The 16,089-nt window shown below is 52.9% G+C and carries 14 protein-coding genes and 1 tRNA gene; 4 read left to right on the forward strand and 11 right to left on the reverse strand.

The features are described from left to right. Positions 1 to 440: hypothetical protein (locus K5753_02690; protein MCR4726110.1), on the forward strand; the 440-nt coding region annotated here is incomplete at its 5' end. Here the strand turns inward: K5753_02690 and K5753_02695 are convergent. The 10 genes from K5753_02695 to K5753_02740 all read right to left on the reverse strand — a co-directional run bounded on the left by K5753_02695 (position 441) and on the right by K5753_02740 (position 6,132). Then, positions 441 to 974, reverse strand: a complete 534-nt coding sequence (locus K5753_02695) for a folate family ECF transporter S component (protein ID MCR4726111.1) — start codon at positions 972 to 974, stop codon at positions 441 to 443. A 175-nt stretch (positions 975 to 1,149) separates the two neighbouring features. Beyond that, entirely contained in the window at positions 1,150 to 1,704 is a 555-nt protein-coding gene (locus tag K5753_02700) for a hypothetical protein (GenBank protein MCR4726112.1), read from the reverse strand. 52 nt (positions 1,705 to 1,756) lie between these two features. After that, entirely contained in the window at positions 1,757 to 2,419 is a 663-nt protein-coding gene (ung, locus tag K5753_02705; protein ID MCR4726113.1) for a uracil-DNA glycosylase, read from the reverse strand. A 128-nt stretch (positions 2,420 to 2,547) separates the two neighbouring features. Beyond that, positions 2,548 to 2,622 (reverse strand) — tRNA-Gly (locus tag K5753_02710). An 88-nt stretch (positions 2,623 to 2,710) separates the two neighbouring features. Then, the gene (locus K5753_02715) at positions 2,711 to 3,532 is read right to left on the reverse strand and encodes an 8-oxoguanine DNA glycosylase (GenBank protein MCR4726114.1); all 822 of its coding nucleotides are present in this window, start codon (positions 3,530 to 3,532) and stop codon (positions 2,711 to 2,713) included. Further along, positions 3,532 to 3,813 carry a 50S ribosomal protein L27 gene (gene rpmA / locus K5753_02720; protein MCR4726115.1) on the reverse strand — a complete coding sequence of 94 codons (282 nt, stop codon included), beginning with the start codon at positions 3,811 to 3,813 and terminating at the stop codon, positions 3,532 to 3,534. The genes K5753_02715 and rpmA overlap by 1 nt, the downstream gene beginning before the upstream one ends. 1 nt (position 3,814) lies before the next feature. Continuing rightward, positions 3,815 to 4,144 (reverse strand): ribosomal-processing cysteine protease Prp, encoded by a 330-nt coding sequence (locus K5753_02725; GenBank protein MCR4726116.1) that lies wholly within the window; start codon positions 4,142 to 4,144, stop codon positions 3,815 to 3,817. Beyond that, entirely contained in the window at positions 4,144 to 4,449 is a 306-nt protein-coding gene (gene rplU / locus K5753_02730; GenBank protein MCR4726117.1) for a 50S ribosomal protein L21, read from the reverse strand. Before rplU ends, K5753_02725 begins: the two co-directional genes overlap by 1 nt. 137 nt (positions 4,450 to 4,586) lie before the next feature. Further along, on the reverse strand, positions 4,587 to 5,582 hold the full coding sequence (locus K5753_02735; GenBank protein MCR4726118.1) for a rod shape-determining protein: 996 nt from the start codon (positions 5,580 to 5,582) through the stop codon (positions 4,587 to 4,589). After that, positions 5,572 to 6,132 (reverse strand): Maf family protein, encoded by a 561-nt coding sequence (locus K5753_02740; protein ID MCR4726119.1) that lies wholly within the window; start codon positions 6,130 to 6,132, stop codon positions 5,572 to 5,574. The genes K5753_02735 and K5753_02740 overlap by 11 nt, the downstream gene beginning before the upstream one ends. A gap of 150 nt (positions 6,133 to 6,282) precedes the next feature. Between K5753_02740 and K5753_02745 the strand changes: the two genes are divergently transcribed. The 3 genes from K5753_02745 to K5753_02755 all read left to right on the forward strand — a co-directional run bounded on the left by K5753_02745 (position 6,283) and on the right by K5753_02755 (position 8,877). Beyond that, positions 6,283 to 6,759 carry a hypothetical protein gene (locus K5753_02745; protein ID MCR4726120.1) on the forward strand — a complete coding sequence of 159 codons (477 nt, stop codon included), beginning with the start codon at positions 6,283 to 6,285 and terminating at the stop codon, positions 6,757 to 6,759. 70 nt (positions 6,760 to 6,829) lie between these two features. Further along, positions 6,830 to 7,609, forward strand: a complete 780-nt coding sequence (locus K5753_02750; GenBank protein MCR4726121.1) for a type III pantothenate kinase — start codon at positions 6,830 to 6,832, stop codon at positions 7,607 to 7,609. After that, a complete protein-coding gene (locus K5753_02755; GenBank protein ID MCR4726122.1) occupies positions 7,606 to 8,877 on the forward strand; it encodes a homoserine dehydrogenase in 1,272 nt (423 codons plus the stop codon). Before K5753_02750 ends, K5753_02755 begins: the two co-directional genes overlap by 4 nt. A gap of 117 nt (positions 8,878 to 8,994) precedes the next feature. On the opposite strand, the gene K5753_02760 is transcribed toward K5753_02755, so the two are convergent. Next, positions 8,995 to 16,086, reverse strand: a complete 7,092-nt coding sequence (locus K5753_02760) for a hypothetical protein (GenBank protein MCR4726123.1) — start codon at positions 16,084 to 16,086, stop codon at positions 8,995 to 8,997. Between the last annotated feature and the right edge of the window lie 3 nt (positions 16,087 to 16,089).

Raw genomic sequence — 16,089 nt, forward strand, 5'->3', positions numbered from 1 at the left:
CGACGTTAAATTCGCTCGGAGAAGAGAAAAAGGTCTTTTTCGCATTCGTGAACGCCGCCGCCCTATTGATCGCCGAGATCTTGATTTTACCGCGTTATATCGGCGTTTACGCGCTCGCGGTCGGCGAATGCACCTTTAACACGGTCACCTTTATTATGGGATTATGCTTTCTTTGGCGCAAAAAGGCTTTTACCGCTAAGATCTTTCGCCCCGCGGTCGGTTCGATGCTCTTTGCGTTTCCGACCGCATTAATGACGAAACTGACCTTTATGCTATGCGAAAAGGTCGCCTTGCCCCTTTTTCTCTCGGGAGCGTTGGCGACCTTATTCGGATGCGGGTTTTATTTCGGATTGCTCCTCGTCTTCAAACCCGTAAAGAACTTAAAAGCGATCATTCTCCGCAATCCCGCGCGCGGAAAAGCGGCGAAGCGAGCGGCTTGATCAAACCGCCTTGACCTTTACGAGACGAGGAACGATCAATTTCTTAAAGAACGGCATAAGGACGAAGCAAAGAACCAAATTGACCGCCATAACCGTCAGTTGAAGCGGAAGCCTTGCGACCAAGTACACCCAGAAGGTCTTTTTCGTGGACGCATAAGCGTGCCACAGCGCGAACGTATTGAATCCCGCGCTGCAAACGACGAACGTCGTCACGAACGAGATCGCAAGCAGAATCTTTTCATTCAAAGGGAGATAGCGGATCAAACCGGGGATCACGCCCATCAGGGACGAAGCCAGCGTGATCAAAGGAAGCCAGGGACCTTTCGGCCAAATGATGCACCCGAGGACGTCTCCGACAAATCCGACGAAGAATCCCGCCGCAGGACCGAAAAAGAACCCCGCGATATAAGTCGGGATATAAGTAAAACTGACGGCGAAGCCGCTCCCGGGCATCGTGATCGTCAACGTGTTCAAGATGACGGACACGGCGGCAAGAAGCGCGACGTATGCGATATAGCGAGCTGAAAATTTCATAAAAAAACCTCCTATACAAAGAAGGTTCGATGAAAGATATTTTCTTACAACGAACGCAATAAGCCATCGCAGGAGAACCCTTTCGTTTGCAAACAACGTTCCATTTTGCAACACTTTACGCGGCTTATCTACTTTGTAATTCTATTGTAACGCGCCCGAAAACGGGTGTCAATCATTATTGTGCCGACACGGCTTCTTTCTTCTCTTTTTTTCCGCGGTAGCGATAGGTCGGAAGCGCGGAGAGGACGCGGGAAAGCTCGCCCGTCTCGTACTCGTAATCGGGATCCTTCCGCATATAAAAAGCGGTGTTTTGCTTCGTTACGAATAAGATCTCCTCTTTGGTTTCGAGGATCTTTTTCAGCGCGTCGTAGGCGATCTCGACGCTCTGCTCGCCTTTATTGCTCCTGCAAAGCTCGTCGAAGCAATCGTCGTGAAAGCGGAAAGCGAAGGTCATCTCGCCGCGAAGCGCGAGGATCTGCCCGTAGGTCTTTTTCAGCGAAGAGGGTTGGAAAACGAATTTCATCAAATTGATCAGCGCGAGAATGACGATCGCAAAGATCAAGACGACCGCCGCCTTCATAAAACAGTACGCCACGATGAGCAGCGCGCCGAGAAGGCTCGCGATCCCATACATCAACCATTGCGAGCGACCGACCATAAGCTCGTTGAAACGGCAATGGGCGCGGTAATCGTAAACGGTGACATTTTCACAAACGATAGGTTTTTCCATACTTTCACTCCGACTTGATTGTAACACGAACGCGCGGGCTTGTCAACGGCGCTTACAGCGACCAGTCGATCGACTCGCCACGCTTTTCCAAGAACTCGTTGACCTTTTTGAAATGCCCGCAACCGAAAAAGCCTGCGTGCGCCGAAAGCGGGCTCGGGTGCGGCGCTTCGAGGACGAGATGTTTCGATCGATCGATCAGCGCCTTTTTACTGCGCGCGTTTCCGCCCCAAAGCAAAAACGCCATCGGCTCTTCCCTTTCGGAGAGGATCGAGATCACGCGATCCGTAAAGGTCTCCCAGCCCTTCCCGCGGTGCGACAAAGGTTCGCCTCGGCGAACGGTCAAGGTCGCGTTCAAAAGGAAGACGCCTTCTTTCGCCCATTTTTCGAGAAACCCGTCCTGCGGTGGGACGAAGCCGATCTCGTCCTGCATTTCTTTGAAAATATTTTTGAGCGACGGTGGGATCTCCACGCCCGGGCGAACCGAGAACGCAAGCCCGTGCGCCTGCCCCGGTCCGTGATACGGGTCTTGCCCCAAAATCACGACTTTTACCTTCTCGTAGGGGCAAAGCTTAAACGCGTTGAAAATGTCGTACATAGAGGGATATACCGTCTTAGAAGCATATTCCTTCGCCAAAAAGGAGCGAAGCTCTTTGTAATACGGCTTCTCAAACTCGTCTTTCAGTATTTCATCCCAAGAATTTCCGATGTGTACCATAGATTGATTATATCACAGAAAACGAACCGCAAACAATAGCTTCCCGATAAAAAGGTCGCTTTTCCTCTCGCGGCTCCCTATTCGATTCCCGTATTAAACAAAAAAACCGTAACTTGCGTTACGGTCAATGGAGCGGGAGACGGGAATCGAACCCGCGAAAACCGGCTTGGGAAGCCGGCGCTCTACCATTGAACGACTCCCGCATCGTTATTATTATAGGAGAAAATAAGGAATAAGTCAATCGTAATTATCGGTCTTTGTAAAAATATCATACGTTCGATCTCAGATCGACTATTCTTCTCTTTTTCCGAAAAACAAGTACTGCTGCGCAAGACCCGAAAGCGAGCCGAACAGAGCGAGAAAATCACGGCGCATGGCGGCGGGCGGCGCGGTTTTACGAAAGACGTCCTCATAGACCTTTTCGATCCAAGTATCGACGGGGAAGACGTCCCATCTCGCGTAGGAGAAAAGCGCGACGCAATCCGCGACTTTCGGTCCGACGCCGGGAAGCGAAAGAAGCGATTTCAAAAGGTCGGGGGTGGAGAGTTTTTCAAGAGCGTCGAGATCGAATCCGTTCGCGACGAGCCTCGCCGTCTCCGCGAGATACCTCGCGCGATACCCCGCCCCGAGTTCTTTATAGAAAGTCTCTCCTTTTTCCGCCATTTCCTGCGGAGTCGGAAAAGCGTGATACCATCCTTTATCCTCGCCGAGAGCCGCCGCCAAACGGCGTAAGATCCCCTTGATCCTCGGGATATTATTGTTCGCGCTGACGATGAATCCTATGAGCGTCTCGAAATGCGGTTGGCGAAGAAGGCGCAGCCCTTTTCCCCTTTCGAGTCCTTCTTTGAGCTCCGGGAAAGCGGAAAGCTTTTTTCTCGCCGCCTCGTAATCGGTTTCGAAATCGAAAAAGGAATAAAAAAAGGACGGGTCGTCCGTTCGGATCTCATAGCCGCCGTCCGTCGGGGCGATGACCGCCGCTTTATCCGCGGAAAAGACCGAGAAAATGCCGTCCGATTCCTCATAACGAAAAATTTGACCGCATTCCAAAACGGAACGCGGTCGAAATTCTTCATCGTTTGAAACTTTGATCAGATGATCCGAAAGCAAGATCATTATTCCGCTTTTTCGTAAATGCTGACCTGTTTCTTATCCTTGCCGAGTCTTTCGAAACGGACAATTCCGTCTTTAAGAGCAAAAAGGGTATCGTCCTTGCCGCGACCTACGTTAATGCCCGGATGGATCTTGGTGCCTCTTTGTCTGACGAGAATATTGCCCGCGAGAACGAATTGACCGTCCGCGCGCTTGGTTCCGAGCCTTTGCGCCGCGCTGTCTCTTCCGTTTCTCGAACTACCTACGCCCTTTTTATGAGCGAAAAGTTGCAATTTGATAAACATATCATTTTACCTCCACACTTATAAACCCCGAATACCCGTCTCGGAGATCGGAAACGCTCTCGTAAAGCGTCCTCAAAATCACCTGACAATCTCGCCTCTCGGTTTCCGTCATTTCTTTCGGAAGAGCGAGAAGCAAAGCGCCCTCTTTCTCGTTTGTTTCATAGCGGGCTTTGACCCCCGCGACTTTCAAAACGCCGAGCGCCGCGCCCTGCAAGAGCGCCGATATGCCGGCACACACGACGTCGGATCCCTTTTCGGAATAACCCGCGTGCCCCCGCGACTCGATTCGGACGAAATCTTCGCCTTTTTTCGTAAATACGATCTTCGTCATTATTTGACGATCGACTTGATCAGTACTTTCGTAAAGGGCTGTCTGTGACCTTGACGCTTACGCTCGTTCTTCTTGGCTTTGTACTTGAAGACGATGATCTTCTTGCCCTTGCCTTGCGCGAGCACTTCCGCTTCCGCATACGCGCCCGCCACGGGATTCCCGGTGGTGACGGCGTTCTCATCGGAAACCAAAAGAACGTCAAACTTAACGGTATCGCCGACGTTCGCTTCGAGTTTTTCGACTTCGAGCTTCATGCCGCTTTCAACCTTATACTGTTTTCCGCCTGTTGCGATAATTGCGTACATACTTTTACCTCCTCTTACCAGTCTCGCTGAGTGGGGTGAGCAAAAAGCTACTTAAACCCTTATCAAGCGGCTCAAAAACAATGTTACCATCTTTCGATGCGAAGTGTCAAACAAAAAAACCTTTAATTATAAAATAATTACAGCATCTTGAACATCTTGTCGCGATCGTCGAAGAAACGAAGCGCGCCGAGTGCGACCGCGTCCTCCGGAGATTTCGGGACATTCACCCGCATTTTCAGTCGATCGGACAAAAATTCATCCGCGCCGTAGCTGTTCGCAAAACCGCCGACGAGCGTTATTCCCGCCTGATAGACGTCCATCACGAGCTTTTCCGGACACATCAAAGAGACGCTTTCGATGACGTCCGCAAGCCCCATCGCGACGTCCGACATCATCGGGAAGATCTCGTTCGCCGTGATCTCCGCCTGATGCGGCATATTGTCGACGAGGTTGCGCCCCATAACGTCCGCGCTGATCATTTGATTATCGAAAAACGAACCGATCTTTACGCGCAATTCTTCGGCGCGCGAAGGAGAGATCCCCAAGCGATAATTATCCGCGACGTACGAGCAGATCTTTTGATCGACGGCGTTTCCGCAAGTCGTTACCGAGCAGCCGGTAATGATCCCGCCGGGTCCGACGATCGCCACGTCCGCGATCGAAGCGCCCCAAACCACGATCAAATTATAATCGCTGGATAAAAGCGAACTGACCGCGATCGGAGTCTCCATCAAAACGGGGCTTTTGATATGCGCCGCCGCGAGGACGTTCTCATAATTTTTTCGCTCCACAACGGAAGTTCCGCAGCAGATCGTCGCGATCACGTCGAGCCGCGGAGAAAGGATCGTGCGCTTCGGGAGCGCTTTTCGGATAAAATCTTTGAGCATCAAAGTCGCGGCTTCCGCATTCTCGATGACGCCTTCCTTAACGGGGCGCAAGAGCGTCGCGCTCGTAGACTTCTCGCGAGAGCGCATATAGCGGCGCGCATCCGAACCCGAAGCAAGGAGTTTCAGCTTCCCCTTTTGCTTTTCGACGGCGACGACGGACGGCTCTTTCAAAATCACGCCTTTGCCTCTCGCCGCGATAACGGTGGTCGCGTAGCCCATATCCAAAACAAGTTCGTTAGCGATCATACTGTACTCCCAATTTCCTCAGTTCTTCTTTGAGTCTTTCGACGGGCAATCCGACGATATTCGAGTAACTCCCCGAAAACCGACGAACCGTAACTCCGTCCTGTATTCCGTATGCGCCCGCTTTATCCAAAGGCGAAAAATCTCGGATATAGCGGTCGATCTCCTCTTCCGTCAGGCGCTTCATCGTTACGCCCGAACGCTCGTAAAAACAAACCGTTTTTTCTTCGGTTTTGATCGCGACGCCCGTGTAAACGAAATGCGTTTTCCCGGATAATTCGAGAAGCATTTCTTTCGCCGCGGAAGGCGAACCGGGCTTGCCGTAATACTTGCCGCCTTTATAGACGAGGGTATCCGCGCTGATGACGACGCCGCCCTTCGGGACGGAAACGCCCGTCTGCTTTCCGAGCGCGAGATCGACAACTTTCTTATGCGGACGCACGAATGAAGAAATCTCGTCCCCCGATCCCGCTTTGATCTCGAAGCGATCGAAAATTTCTCCCAGAAGCTCCCGCCTTCTCGGCGAAGCGGAGCATAAGATTACGGTTTGCATACGGTCTTTTTCCACGCCTTTTTCGGTTTGTATCTAAAACTATTATACAGCTTGCGGGCCGACTTGTAAAGGGAAGAATTTTCCGAAAAACCCTTGGGTTTTCGCCGATCGCGAGGCATAGGAAAAGTCGGACGACTCATAAAATACCGTATGCGTTGGTATAAATTCGCAATCGTCCTTGCCGCGGGACTTCTCCTCGAAGTCTCGATCGCGGCGATCTCCTGCTTTCTGATCCAAACGAACGGGACGTGGGTCAAGAGCCTTGCTCTGCCCTATTTCGCGCCCCGATCCGCCGTCTTTTACGGCGTTCTGATGGAGCTCGTCTACCTTTGCTCCGCGCTGTCGCTCGGATTTTTCACCGAAACAAAAAGCGACTTTCCGAAAGGCTTTCTCCTGACGGCGGCGGAAGGGATCTCCCAAATCGTCCTGCTCTCCTTTTTCTTCGAACTGACCTACGAGATCGTCTCCTTTTTTCTCGCGACGATTACGATGCTTTTATCCTTTTACGTCACCGCCGTTTTTCTGAAAAAGAACGATCTCGCCGGGCTTTTTCGTCTTCCAGTTTTTCAGATCAACGTGTATTTTTGGGCAGTGATCTACTGCGTGTTGACGATAAATTTCACATAAGCCGCGCCGCCGCTTCGCTTAAAAGCGCAAAACGCTTGTAAATCGCGGAAAATATTGATATAATCAATATATGTTACTTGCGATGGACGTTGGAAACACGAATATCAAGCTCGCTTTGTTCGACGGGAAAGATATGCTTTCCAGTTGGAGGATCTCCGCGACGATTACCCGCACGGCGGATGAATTCGGGATCGCTTTTCGCGATATTTTTTCCGCTCACGGCTACGGGTTTTCCGACGTAGACAAGATCATCGTCAGTTCCGTCGTTCCGACGATCAACTACACTTTGGAACACGCTTGCACCTATTATATGCACGTTAAACCTTTGATGGTCAGTTCCCTCGTGGAAACCGGGCTGACGATCGGCTACACCATCCCGAAAGCCCTCGGCGCGGACAGGATCGCCTCTTCCGCGGCGGCGTATCGCCTGTACGGCGGTCCCTGCATCGTCGTGGATATGGGAACGGCGACGACCTTTAACGCGATCTCCGAAAGCGGCGAATTCCTCGGCGGCGCGATCGCTCCCGGAATGAAGACGAGTTTGGACGCTCTCGTTTCGCGCGCGTCTCAGCTCCCCCTTGTCGAATTATCTCTGCCCTCTTCCCCGATCGGGACGAACACGATCACGAATATGCAATCCGGTATCATCTACGGATACAGAGGGCTCGTTGAAAACATCGTTAAAGAAATGAAAAAGCAACTCGGCGAAAAAACGAAAGTCATCGCGACGGGCGGTATGACCAGCGTAATTCTGTCGGAAAACACGGAATTTATCGATTATTACGATCGCGCGCTGACGCTCAAAGGCTTGCAGATCATCTCCGAGTTGAACGAAAGGAGGAAAGCATGAAAACAGTTGGCATCGCCCTTTTGGGGCTCGGCGTCGTAGGAAGCGGAACGTACCGCATCCTGCAAGACAAAAAAGCGAAAATCGAAAGAGACTACGGCGTCTCGATCGAAGTAAAAAAGGTTCTCGAAAAAGATCTTTCCAAAGCGAGCGCGCTCGGGATCGATCTCGATAAAGTTTCCTGCGATATCAATAACGTCCTGAACGACGATTCGATCTCCGTGGTCGCGGAATTCTTCGGCGGCACGGAACCCGCGAGGACTTTCCTCGTCCAATGCCTCGAAAAAGGCAAAAGCGTCGTCACGTCCAATAAAGAGCTCTTTTCCAAGCATTGGGCGGATCTCGAAAGCGCGGCGAAAAAGACGGGCGCGGGCATTTATTTCGAAGCGTCCTGCGGAGGCGGCGTCCCGATCATTCGCGCGCTTCACGACAGCTTGCAGGGGAACGACGTTTTGGAGATCAAAGGCATCGTCAACGGGACGACGAATTATATCCTCTCAAATATGACCGATAACGGAAGCGATTACGACGCGACTTTGAAAGAAGCCCAACGCCTCGGCTACGCGGAAGCCAACCCCTCCGCCGACGTGGACGGATTCGACAGCACCTATAAGCTCTCGATCCTCTCCTCTCTCGCTTTCAATAAGCGCGTTCCCTACACCTCGATTTACAGAGAAGGAATCAGCAAGGTTACGAAAGAAGATATCAAATTCGGAAAAGAATTCGGTCTCACCGTTAAGCTCCTCGCGATCAGCAAGAACGTTAACGGAAAGATCGAGGCGCACGTCTACCCCGCCTTTATTCCGGACGATCATCCGCTCGCCAAAGTCGGCGGCGCGTTTAACGGGATCTACGTCGTCGGGGATAACGTCGGCGAATTGATGTTTTACGGCAAAGGCGCGGGCGATCTCCCGACGGGAAGCGCGATCGTTTCGGATATCGTTACGGCGGCGACCAAGGAAGCGCATAGGCGCTACCCATTCATTCTCGAAGAAGCGGCGCAGGACTTTAACGACGATTTCGTCAGCGAGTACTTCATTCGCCTTACCGCGAAAGACGAAACCGGCGTCCTTTCCGCGATCACGGGCATTTTCGGAAAAGCCGGTATCAGCATCGACGCCATGGTTCAAAAAGCCGGATCGAACGGCAAAGCGACGATCGCGTTCGTTACGCAAAAGACGACCGAACTCACTTTCCGCAAGGCTCTTGAAGAACTTCAAAATTCTCCCTGCATTTCGGAAGTTTCCAGCGTGATCCGCGTGGAAAAATAGTCATATTTCTCTAACGAGAAAACTCCCGCGACAGATCCGTCGCGGGAGTTTTTATTTTAGGATATAAAAAAGCGCGTGCCTATCAGCACGCGCTTTTCTTTTTAGGCGAATCGCCGATCAAAGCAGATCGGAATCCTCGCCGTCCTTCTTTTCCTCTTCGTCATCTTGGAAGAAGTTGCTGCTCTTCGCGATTACGAGATCGTCATCCGAGGAAGAATCGGAGGAAGTCTTAGAGGAAGAAGACGGAATCGAGATCTGATCGTCGGAGAGCGCGCTGTCATTATAGGGAGAAAGCGCGGCGCTTTCCGTATTGATATCGAGATCGTCGTCAAAGAACAGATCGTCCTCGAAGGAGCGGGTTCCTCCGTTCACCCCGGAAGATTTGGCTCCCGTAGGCGTAAACGCCATCGGGCGGAATCCCTTCGGCGCATTCTTCTTCGCGCCGCCTTTCTTATTATCGTCCTTGCCCTTTTTACCGACCTTCTTATCCTTATCCTTATCCTTTTTATTCTTATCGTCTTTACCCTTCTTGGGTTCGATCTTTTTCGGCTCTTTGGCGTCTTTGGACTCGCCTGCGAGTTCGCTTGCCGCCGCAAATGCGGATGCGCTGTCCTCCGCGAAGAGATCGTCCGTGGACGGGATCTCCTCTTCTTCGGGTTCAGGCGCTTTCTTTCCTTTCTTCTTATCCGTCAAACCCGAAGGCGCAAAGAACATCTTGGTTCCGCCCTTGCCTTTGGCTTTCGGTTTTTCCGCGGGCTTTTCTTCCGCCGCGGGCTCTTCTCCCTCGATCTCGGAAGCGGACGAAGCGAAGAGGTCGTCCGTGTTCTCGTCGATCAAAGAGTCTTCGTCGCTCTTCGTTTCGGAAGAAGCGGAAAGCGAATCCGACTCAGCCGTGGTATTCGTGTCGGAGAACAAATCGTCCGTTTCGGAATTCTGCTGCGACGCGAAACCGTCGGGACGAGGCGGCGCGATCGCGATAAAGCCCGCTCTCTTTCCGTTCTTCGCGTACCTTGCGGCGCGGACCATCGGACCTTTCGCCGCGTCCTTCGCTCTCTTCTTCTCGACGAGTTTCTTGATGAGGACGACGGTATAATAGATCAAGACGCCCGCCAAAATGCAGACGACGCCCCAAATGATATAGAACCATTCTTCCGGTTGCGCGACCGCGACGTAATACGCGGCGTCATCCTTATAGATAAGCATCGCGCCGTCCTGCCTCAAAGAGAAGGCTCTCGGATTTCGGGAAGAATACAGCGCGACCGCGACGAAGCCATCCCCCCTGATGTCCGAATCGGGCTTCAAAGGAAGGGAAATCTCGACTCTGCGGTCGGGTTGCTCGCCGTTCGCCGTGTCGAGCTTGTAGAAGTTCACGGACTTATAGAGCATAATCCCCGCGAAAATAAACTTATTCTTTTTATAGATCTCATCCGTCTTCGGAACGAGAGTCGCCGAAACGACGTTCTGCAAATAGATGATCGTGATCGTTCCCGGGGCGACGGTTATCTTAAAGTTCGGGTCTTCGGTCACCTCTCCGACTACGATCGGCGTAACGGAGTTTTCGCCCGCATCGAACTTCATATCGGGAACGGCGAACTTAACTTTCAACGTTGAAAGGACGATGGACGAAAGCCTCGATCCGTTTGCGTTCAAGTACTTCAAAACGGGGATCACGTCGCGACCGGTATTTTCAAACGAAGCGTTTTCGACGGTCACGGTGATCGGGCGCGGCAAGATCGTAAACATCGTGTCGCCGAAGGTTACGCCGCGAACGTTAAAGTTGAAGTACGCGCTGACGTCGACGCCCGAGTCGATCACGATAAAGGAATGCGCCGAGTTATCGACGTACACGCGGTACGTCCCGACGTCCTCGCCTTCGACGCGACCGATGGAGCTTGCGGAAGAAAGAGTCAGTCCGCCGAGCTTATCCTTTTCGCTCTTTTCGATCGTAAACGCGATGATCGGGTTCGCGTCGCCGTAATACTTGGTCAAAACCGCATTTTCCGCCATACGAACGACGATATCCACCTTTTCCACCGTGTATGTCGAATTCTCGTTAAATTCGATATCATAGTTGGAAGTAACGTTTTTCCCGGAAGCGTTGACGACGGCAAGCGTCCCCATCGTTATTTTGAAGACGATCGGGTCTTCGGTCGGTTCGGACGAAAGAAGTCCCGTGATTCGATCGCCCACGCCCGGATTGGTAACGAAATCCGCGGTCGCGTTTCGATTGGAGTGATCGCGATCCAAAACGTTGATCGCGCGGCGGTCGAAACCTTGCGTATACGGCGCGGTCTGGTTGGCGGGAGAAATCGTGATGCGGCGTTTGCGGATCTCGAACGTTCCCGTCCGAAGCGTTATGTGATAGTTTGCGCTGACGTCGTCGCCCGCGCCGTTTTGGATCGTAACGGCGGAAAGGCTGACGCGATAAATACCCGCGTTTTCGCCTTGCTCCCTCTTCGGCGAGCCGACGATCATATCGTTATAAATCAAAGTTCCTTCGGAAACGTCCAGAAGGATCGCGGGATCCGCTTCGCCGTAGAGCTTATACTGCCCCGCTTTTACGGAGATCGTCACCATGCGCTCGCGAATGCGATAGCCCGCGGTCACGAGTTTGATTTCGAAGAGATCGGAAAGAGCGAGCGTCTCGCCTTCGAGAGAAACGGTTCCCGCCGCGGCGTCGTTCAACGCAAGCGTTCCGATCGAGATCGGATACCAGCCGACGGTGTTGCCCTTTTGCCTTGAAAGCTCACCGATCAGGAAAGAGGATTGATCCAAGGTCGGGAAAAGGCTCGTCATCGTCTCTTCCGAATAATCGACCGCATAATCGATGACGCTTTCGACCGCGAAGGGATTGTAATCGCGGGTAATATCGACGGGAGAGATCGTTACGGAGCTTTTCTTGATCGTCGCCTTAAAATCGTCGAATTCCAGTTCGTAAAGATCGCTCGCGCCCTCGGAAAGCGCGTAGTAGGAAGAAACGTCGATCGAGAGGTTTTCAGCGGGAAGCACGGAAACGAAGGTTCCCGCCATCGACCCGACGAAGACGTAGGGGAAGACGCCGTTCTCTTTAACGAGTTCTCCGAGTTTCGCGCCGCCTTCTACCTTGACGGACAAAGACGGAAGCCCGGCAAATACCGCGACGTTCGTTCCGTCGAACTCCTTATCGTTTACCGACAGACCGCCGACTTTCAAAACCGCCTTTTTGATCTCGAACGCCACGCGCGGCGTGGACGCGTCCGCAAAGACGCCGTTCGCTTGGGGGATCGAAGTCAGATTCGAAAGAAGGATCTGGACTTCGACGCCGTTCGCGTCGATCTTATAATCGTACAAATTTTTCAGGAAAACGACTTCCACGGCATAGGATCCCGGGAGCGTCGGCGCGCCGTCGATCGCTTGATAGGAGCCGCCCGAAAGCTCGTAATAGAAGACGCGATAATGCGTGTCGTAGGTCAGCATAACGAGGCAATCTTCATCGCCCGCGCGGACGGTAAAGGTCGGGTCGAACGCTTTGGGCGCGCCGTCGTAATAAAGCGATGCTGGCGGGTTCAAAGTCGCCGTCATAAGCCTCGGAGCGAAGATCTCGAAAGAATACGAGATCACGTCGTTCGCGGAAATATAGAGTTCGTTTTGCGGCGCGAACTCTCCGAGATACGCCCCTACGCGATACGCGGTGTTATCCCTTAAAAATTTGAGTTTAACGCGATAGCTCCCGACCGCGGAAGGCGCGTCGGAAGTTTCCGAACCTCCGTCGGGGATATAGGTGATCGCATAATCGGAACCGGCGACGAAAGGCACGGTCGAGAAATTATTGACGAAAGTCGCCCCGATGGTTTTCGGAGTTCCGTCGAACGCAAACGTTACGGGCATATCGAACAGGACGTCGATCCTCGTTTGATCCTTGATTCGGAAGACGAAATCGACGTAGCTTCCCTCTTCGATCGCCGCGCCGTCCATATCCGCGCCGAGGACGGTTTTTCCGTTCATAAAGGTATATCTTTCCTCGGTCAGGTAAGCGTCGTTCGATCCGTTCGGAACGATCACGATTCTCGCGACGTAATAACTCTTTTCGACGGGTTTGGTTTCGCTGCCCGAGCCGCTGACGACGCCTTGATAGTCGGACGTAAAGTACAGGATCTTGTAATCGCCCGAAAACGCCGAAACGTTCGTCGAGTAGGACGAAGTCGCGGAATTATACGCCATAAACGAAATCGAGGAAACGCCTTTGGGGGACGCCGTGTAGAAAAGGTCGGAATCGAAGGTGACCTGCGTCTTCACTTCCGCGGGGATTACGCTGAAAATGACGTTCGCCTGCGTTTCCCAAATATACGAGGGCGTAACGGTCGATTCGTCGTCACCGATCGAGGACGTGGTCGTCAAGACGACGCTCGGATTCCCCGTCGAGACCTCGTGGCGATAAGCGCCCGTCTTAACGGGAGCGGCGGAGATCAAATAATTGACGCCGTCCGACGAAGCGTAATACGCGCTCGATATCGAAAGCGGAATGCTGAGCGAAGAGAATTGGCTTTCCGTCTTATATCCCGCGTCGACGTGGCGACCGTTCAGGGCTTTGAACGTAAGCGAAGGGCTGACGAAAGAACCCTTGTACATCGCGCGATAGGAAAGCGGAACGGTAAAACGGACGTCCACGGAAAGTTTTTGAACGGTAAACGCAAGACGCGCGCCGACGAGTTTCAAACTGCCGGAACGATCGTTCGAAAGCGTGGTGCGGACGTAATAATCCCCCGCCGCCGCATACGGCGCGATCCGATAAACGGGCGAAGTCGCCTGCGGCGCGTACTCTTCGACGAAAGAGAGTTCGAGCGGACGGGTATCCGCCGACAAAAGGACGGAGTACTCTTTATTGATCCCGTCGTAGACGAGGTCTTTACTGCTCGTCTTCAAAGTGTAGGAAACGGTGATCTCTTTCGGAGTTACGGTAAAGAACGAACTCGCGAAACCGCCGCGAACGAGCCCTTTCGCGGTATCGGATTTCAAGAACGTTACGAGGCATCTGTAATCGCCCGCGAGAACGGGGTGTCCGCTCGGGAGATACGTTTCCGTCCCCGAATCGAACTTAAAGAAAGAGACTTGATACTCGGACAATTCCGAAAGCTCGATCGGAGTCGCTCCGTTATAGAAACTCAAAATCGGTTCTTTTACGCCGACGTCGTAGGTCAGATCGATGGACGCGGTCGCGACGTTGCCCCAAGCGGTGGAGCCCGCGATCGAGAAGGTAAACGCCGCCATATCTCCCGACTTTACGTTATAGACGGGTAGAGCGGAAGAAAAAGTCGCGACGGCGAGATAGTCGCCCTGCTCCGTCGGGACGCCCGCGTGAACGCGGTAGGTCGCCCCGGTCTTTTTATAATAGGAAACCGAATAGCTCGTTCCGAGCGTCAAAGCGACGGGCGAACCGTCGACTTGATCGGCGAAAGAAAACGCGCCTTCTTCATACGTCACGGATAATCCGCGATAGCGAACGAGGTATTCGCCGCGATAGACGTCGTGTTGGGAGACGCCGAGCGACGGCACCGCGGTCGTAAAGGTCAATTCAAAGAAGTACGAACCGATCTGCGAGGGCGCGGAAGAACCGATGGAAGCCCCGTTTTTATCATAATACGAAAGCGAGTATTTTCCCTCGACCGCCGAGCGAACGTCCGCCCCTTGCGAGAAGAAAAGCAAAGCGGGGACGACGCCGGAACCCGTGTAATAATTCATGCCGCCGTTCGCCGCGGTCACGCTGAGCGTTCCGCTCGTTATGATCTGAAACTCTTTCGTGATGACCGTTCCGGCTTCGATATTATAGTCGGAAGTAACGCGCGCGTAGGACGAAAAGGTAACGAGGACGCGATAGCGACCCGCACCGCTCGGATAGACGCCCGCGGAGAGGTCCTGCCAACTGCTCAAAACGGTATTGAAGGTCTTATAAGAGACCGAGAATTTTCTCTCGCCGCCGGCGGTATAGACCGAAGTCAACGCGTTGCCCGCGCGATCGTAAAAGACGGGAGAAAGCTGAATCGAACCGCCGCCCGAATTCATGATCGCATAATCGAGAGGATCGGATTCGGAATTATTTTTCAAATAGGTAACGGTGTACGGAACGGCTTTTACGACGAAAGGAATATCGACGATATCCCCCGACTCCACGCCGTACGCTGCGGAAGACGCGGTAAAACGAACGCGATAAAAATAGGAACCGACGGCGGAGGGCGTGTAGCTGACCGCGCCGTTTCCCGAAGCCATAACGCGCTCGACGGCGGAGTTCCCGCCCTCTACGGAAGGCGCAACGACTTTCGTCTCATACGACCCGACCGAAGAAAGTTTCGTCTTGGACGCGTCGGACAACGTGACGGAAGAAAGGTTATCGAAGTACATCGAATCGAGATTCAATTCAAGACTGAGCGACGCGCGCGTCACGGTGAATTCGCGATACAAAAGGCGGTTGCCGGAGCCGTCCGTCGTAAGAGCGGAAGGCGCGACGGTTTTGGAAAGATTGACGGAGGGCGCGATCTTCGCGACCAAACGATAGGTTCCGACGTCCGCGCAAGTCGAAGTCGGGACGTAAACGGAAGTGCCGCGGTTATAATACTCGACCGCAAGCGTATATTGCGAACCGGAGGTAAGCGCCTGCCCTTCGAGAAGGACCTTCGCGCCCGAAGTTACCGCGGAATAAAAATCGAGATGCGTGTCGTCCAAAACCAAGGAAGAGACGCCGTCCAGCGCAGAAGAAAACAAAGAGAGATTTTCATTTACGATCGAAAAACGGCTCTCGCCGATCGAAACGCCGTGAGAAATGACGAGGGGATTGACGTCGGTGTTTTTATAGCCGTTCATCGTGTCTTCCGCAACGACGCGGACGAAATACGTCCCCGGAGCGGTGGGCGCGTAATCGATCGCGTGACGATCCGCGTCGAAATACTTCAAACGGAAATTCGAGCGACGGGTAGAATCGGTGTCTTTCGTCCAAACGGAAGCGTCGTTGCTTTGATAAAGCAAAAAGTCAAACGAATATGCGGAACCGGTATAAAGGATCGCGGAAGGGAGTTTCTCTCCTCCGAGCGTAACGTCCGCTTCGAGATAGACGACGGGTTCGGCATACGCCGAATGCAAAAGCGGAGAAACCGTCAATGCCGCGACGGACAAAAAGACGATCGCGGCAAGCAATAGGATAAAGCGGTAACGGTGATGGTTTGTATGTAACGCGCGCATTGG

The sequence above is a fragment of the Clostridia bacterium genome (genome assembly GCA_024685775.1).
Lineage (GTDB): Bacteria > Bacillota > Clostridia > Christensenellales > CAG-1252 > CAG-1252.

Bases quoted from the DNA above. Each gene is read 5' to 3' on its own strand.
- K5753_02695 (MCR4726111.1), bottom strand. From the start codon at position 974: ATGAAATTTTCAGCTCGCTATATCGCATACGTCGCGCTTCTTGCCGCC.
- K5753_02700 (MCR4726112.1), bottom strand. From the start codon at position 1,704: ATGGAAAAACCTATCGTTTGTGAAAATGTCACCGTTTACGATTACCGC.
- ung (MCR4726113.1), bottom strand. From the start codon at position 2,419: ATGGTACACATCGGAAATTCTTGGGATGAAATACTGAAAGACGAGTTT.
- K5753_02715 (MCR4726114.1), bottom strand. From the start codon at position 3,532: ATGATCTTGCTTTCGGATCATCTGATCAAAGTTTCAAACGATGAAGAA.
- rpmA (MCR4726115.1), bottom strand. From the start codon at position 3,813: ATGTTTATCAAATTGCAACTTTTCGCTCATAAAAAGGGCGTAGGTAGT.
- K5753_02725 (MCR4726116.1), bottom strand. From the start codon at position 4,144: ATGACGAAGATCGTATTTACGAAAAAAGGCGAAGATTTCGTCCGAATC.
- rplU (MCR4726117.1), bottom strand. From the start codon at position 4,449: ATGTACGCAATTATCGCAACAGGCGGAAAACAGTATAAGGTTGAAAGC.
- K5753_02735 (MCR4726118.1), bottom strand. From the start codon at position 5,582: ATGATCGCTAACGAACTTGTTTTGGATATGGGCTACGCGACCACCGTT.
- K5753_02740 (MCR4726119.1), bottom strand. From the start codon at position 6,132: ATGCAAACCGTAATCTTATGCTCCGCTTCGCCGAGAAGGCGGGAGCTT.
- K5753_02745 (MCR4726120.1), top strand. From the start codon at position 6,283: ATGCGTTGGTATAAATTCGCAATCGTCCTTGCCGCGGGACTTCTCCTC.
- K5753_02750 (MCR4726121.1), top strand. From the start codon at position 6,830: ATGTTACTTGCGATGGACGTTGGAAACACGAATATCAAGCTCGCTTTG.
- K5753_02755 (MCR4726122.1), top strand. From the start codon at position 7,606: ATGAAAACAGTTGGCATCGCCCTTTTGGGGCTCGGCGTCGTAGGAAGC.
- K5753_02760 (MCR4726123.1), bottom strand. From the start codon at position 16,086: ATGCGCGCGTTACATACAAACCATCACCGTTACCGCTTTATCCTATTG.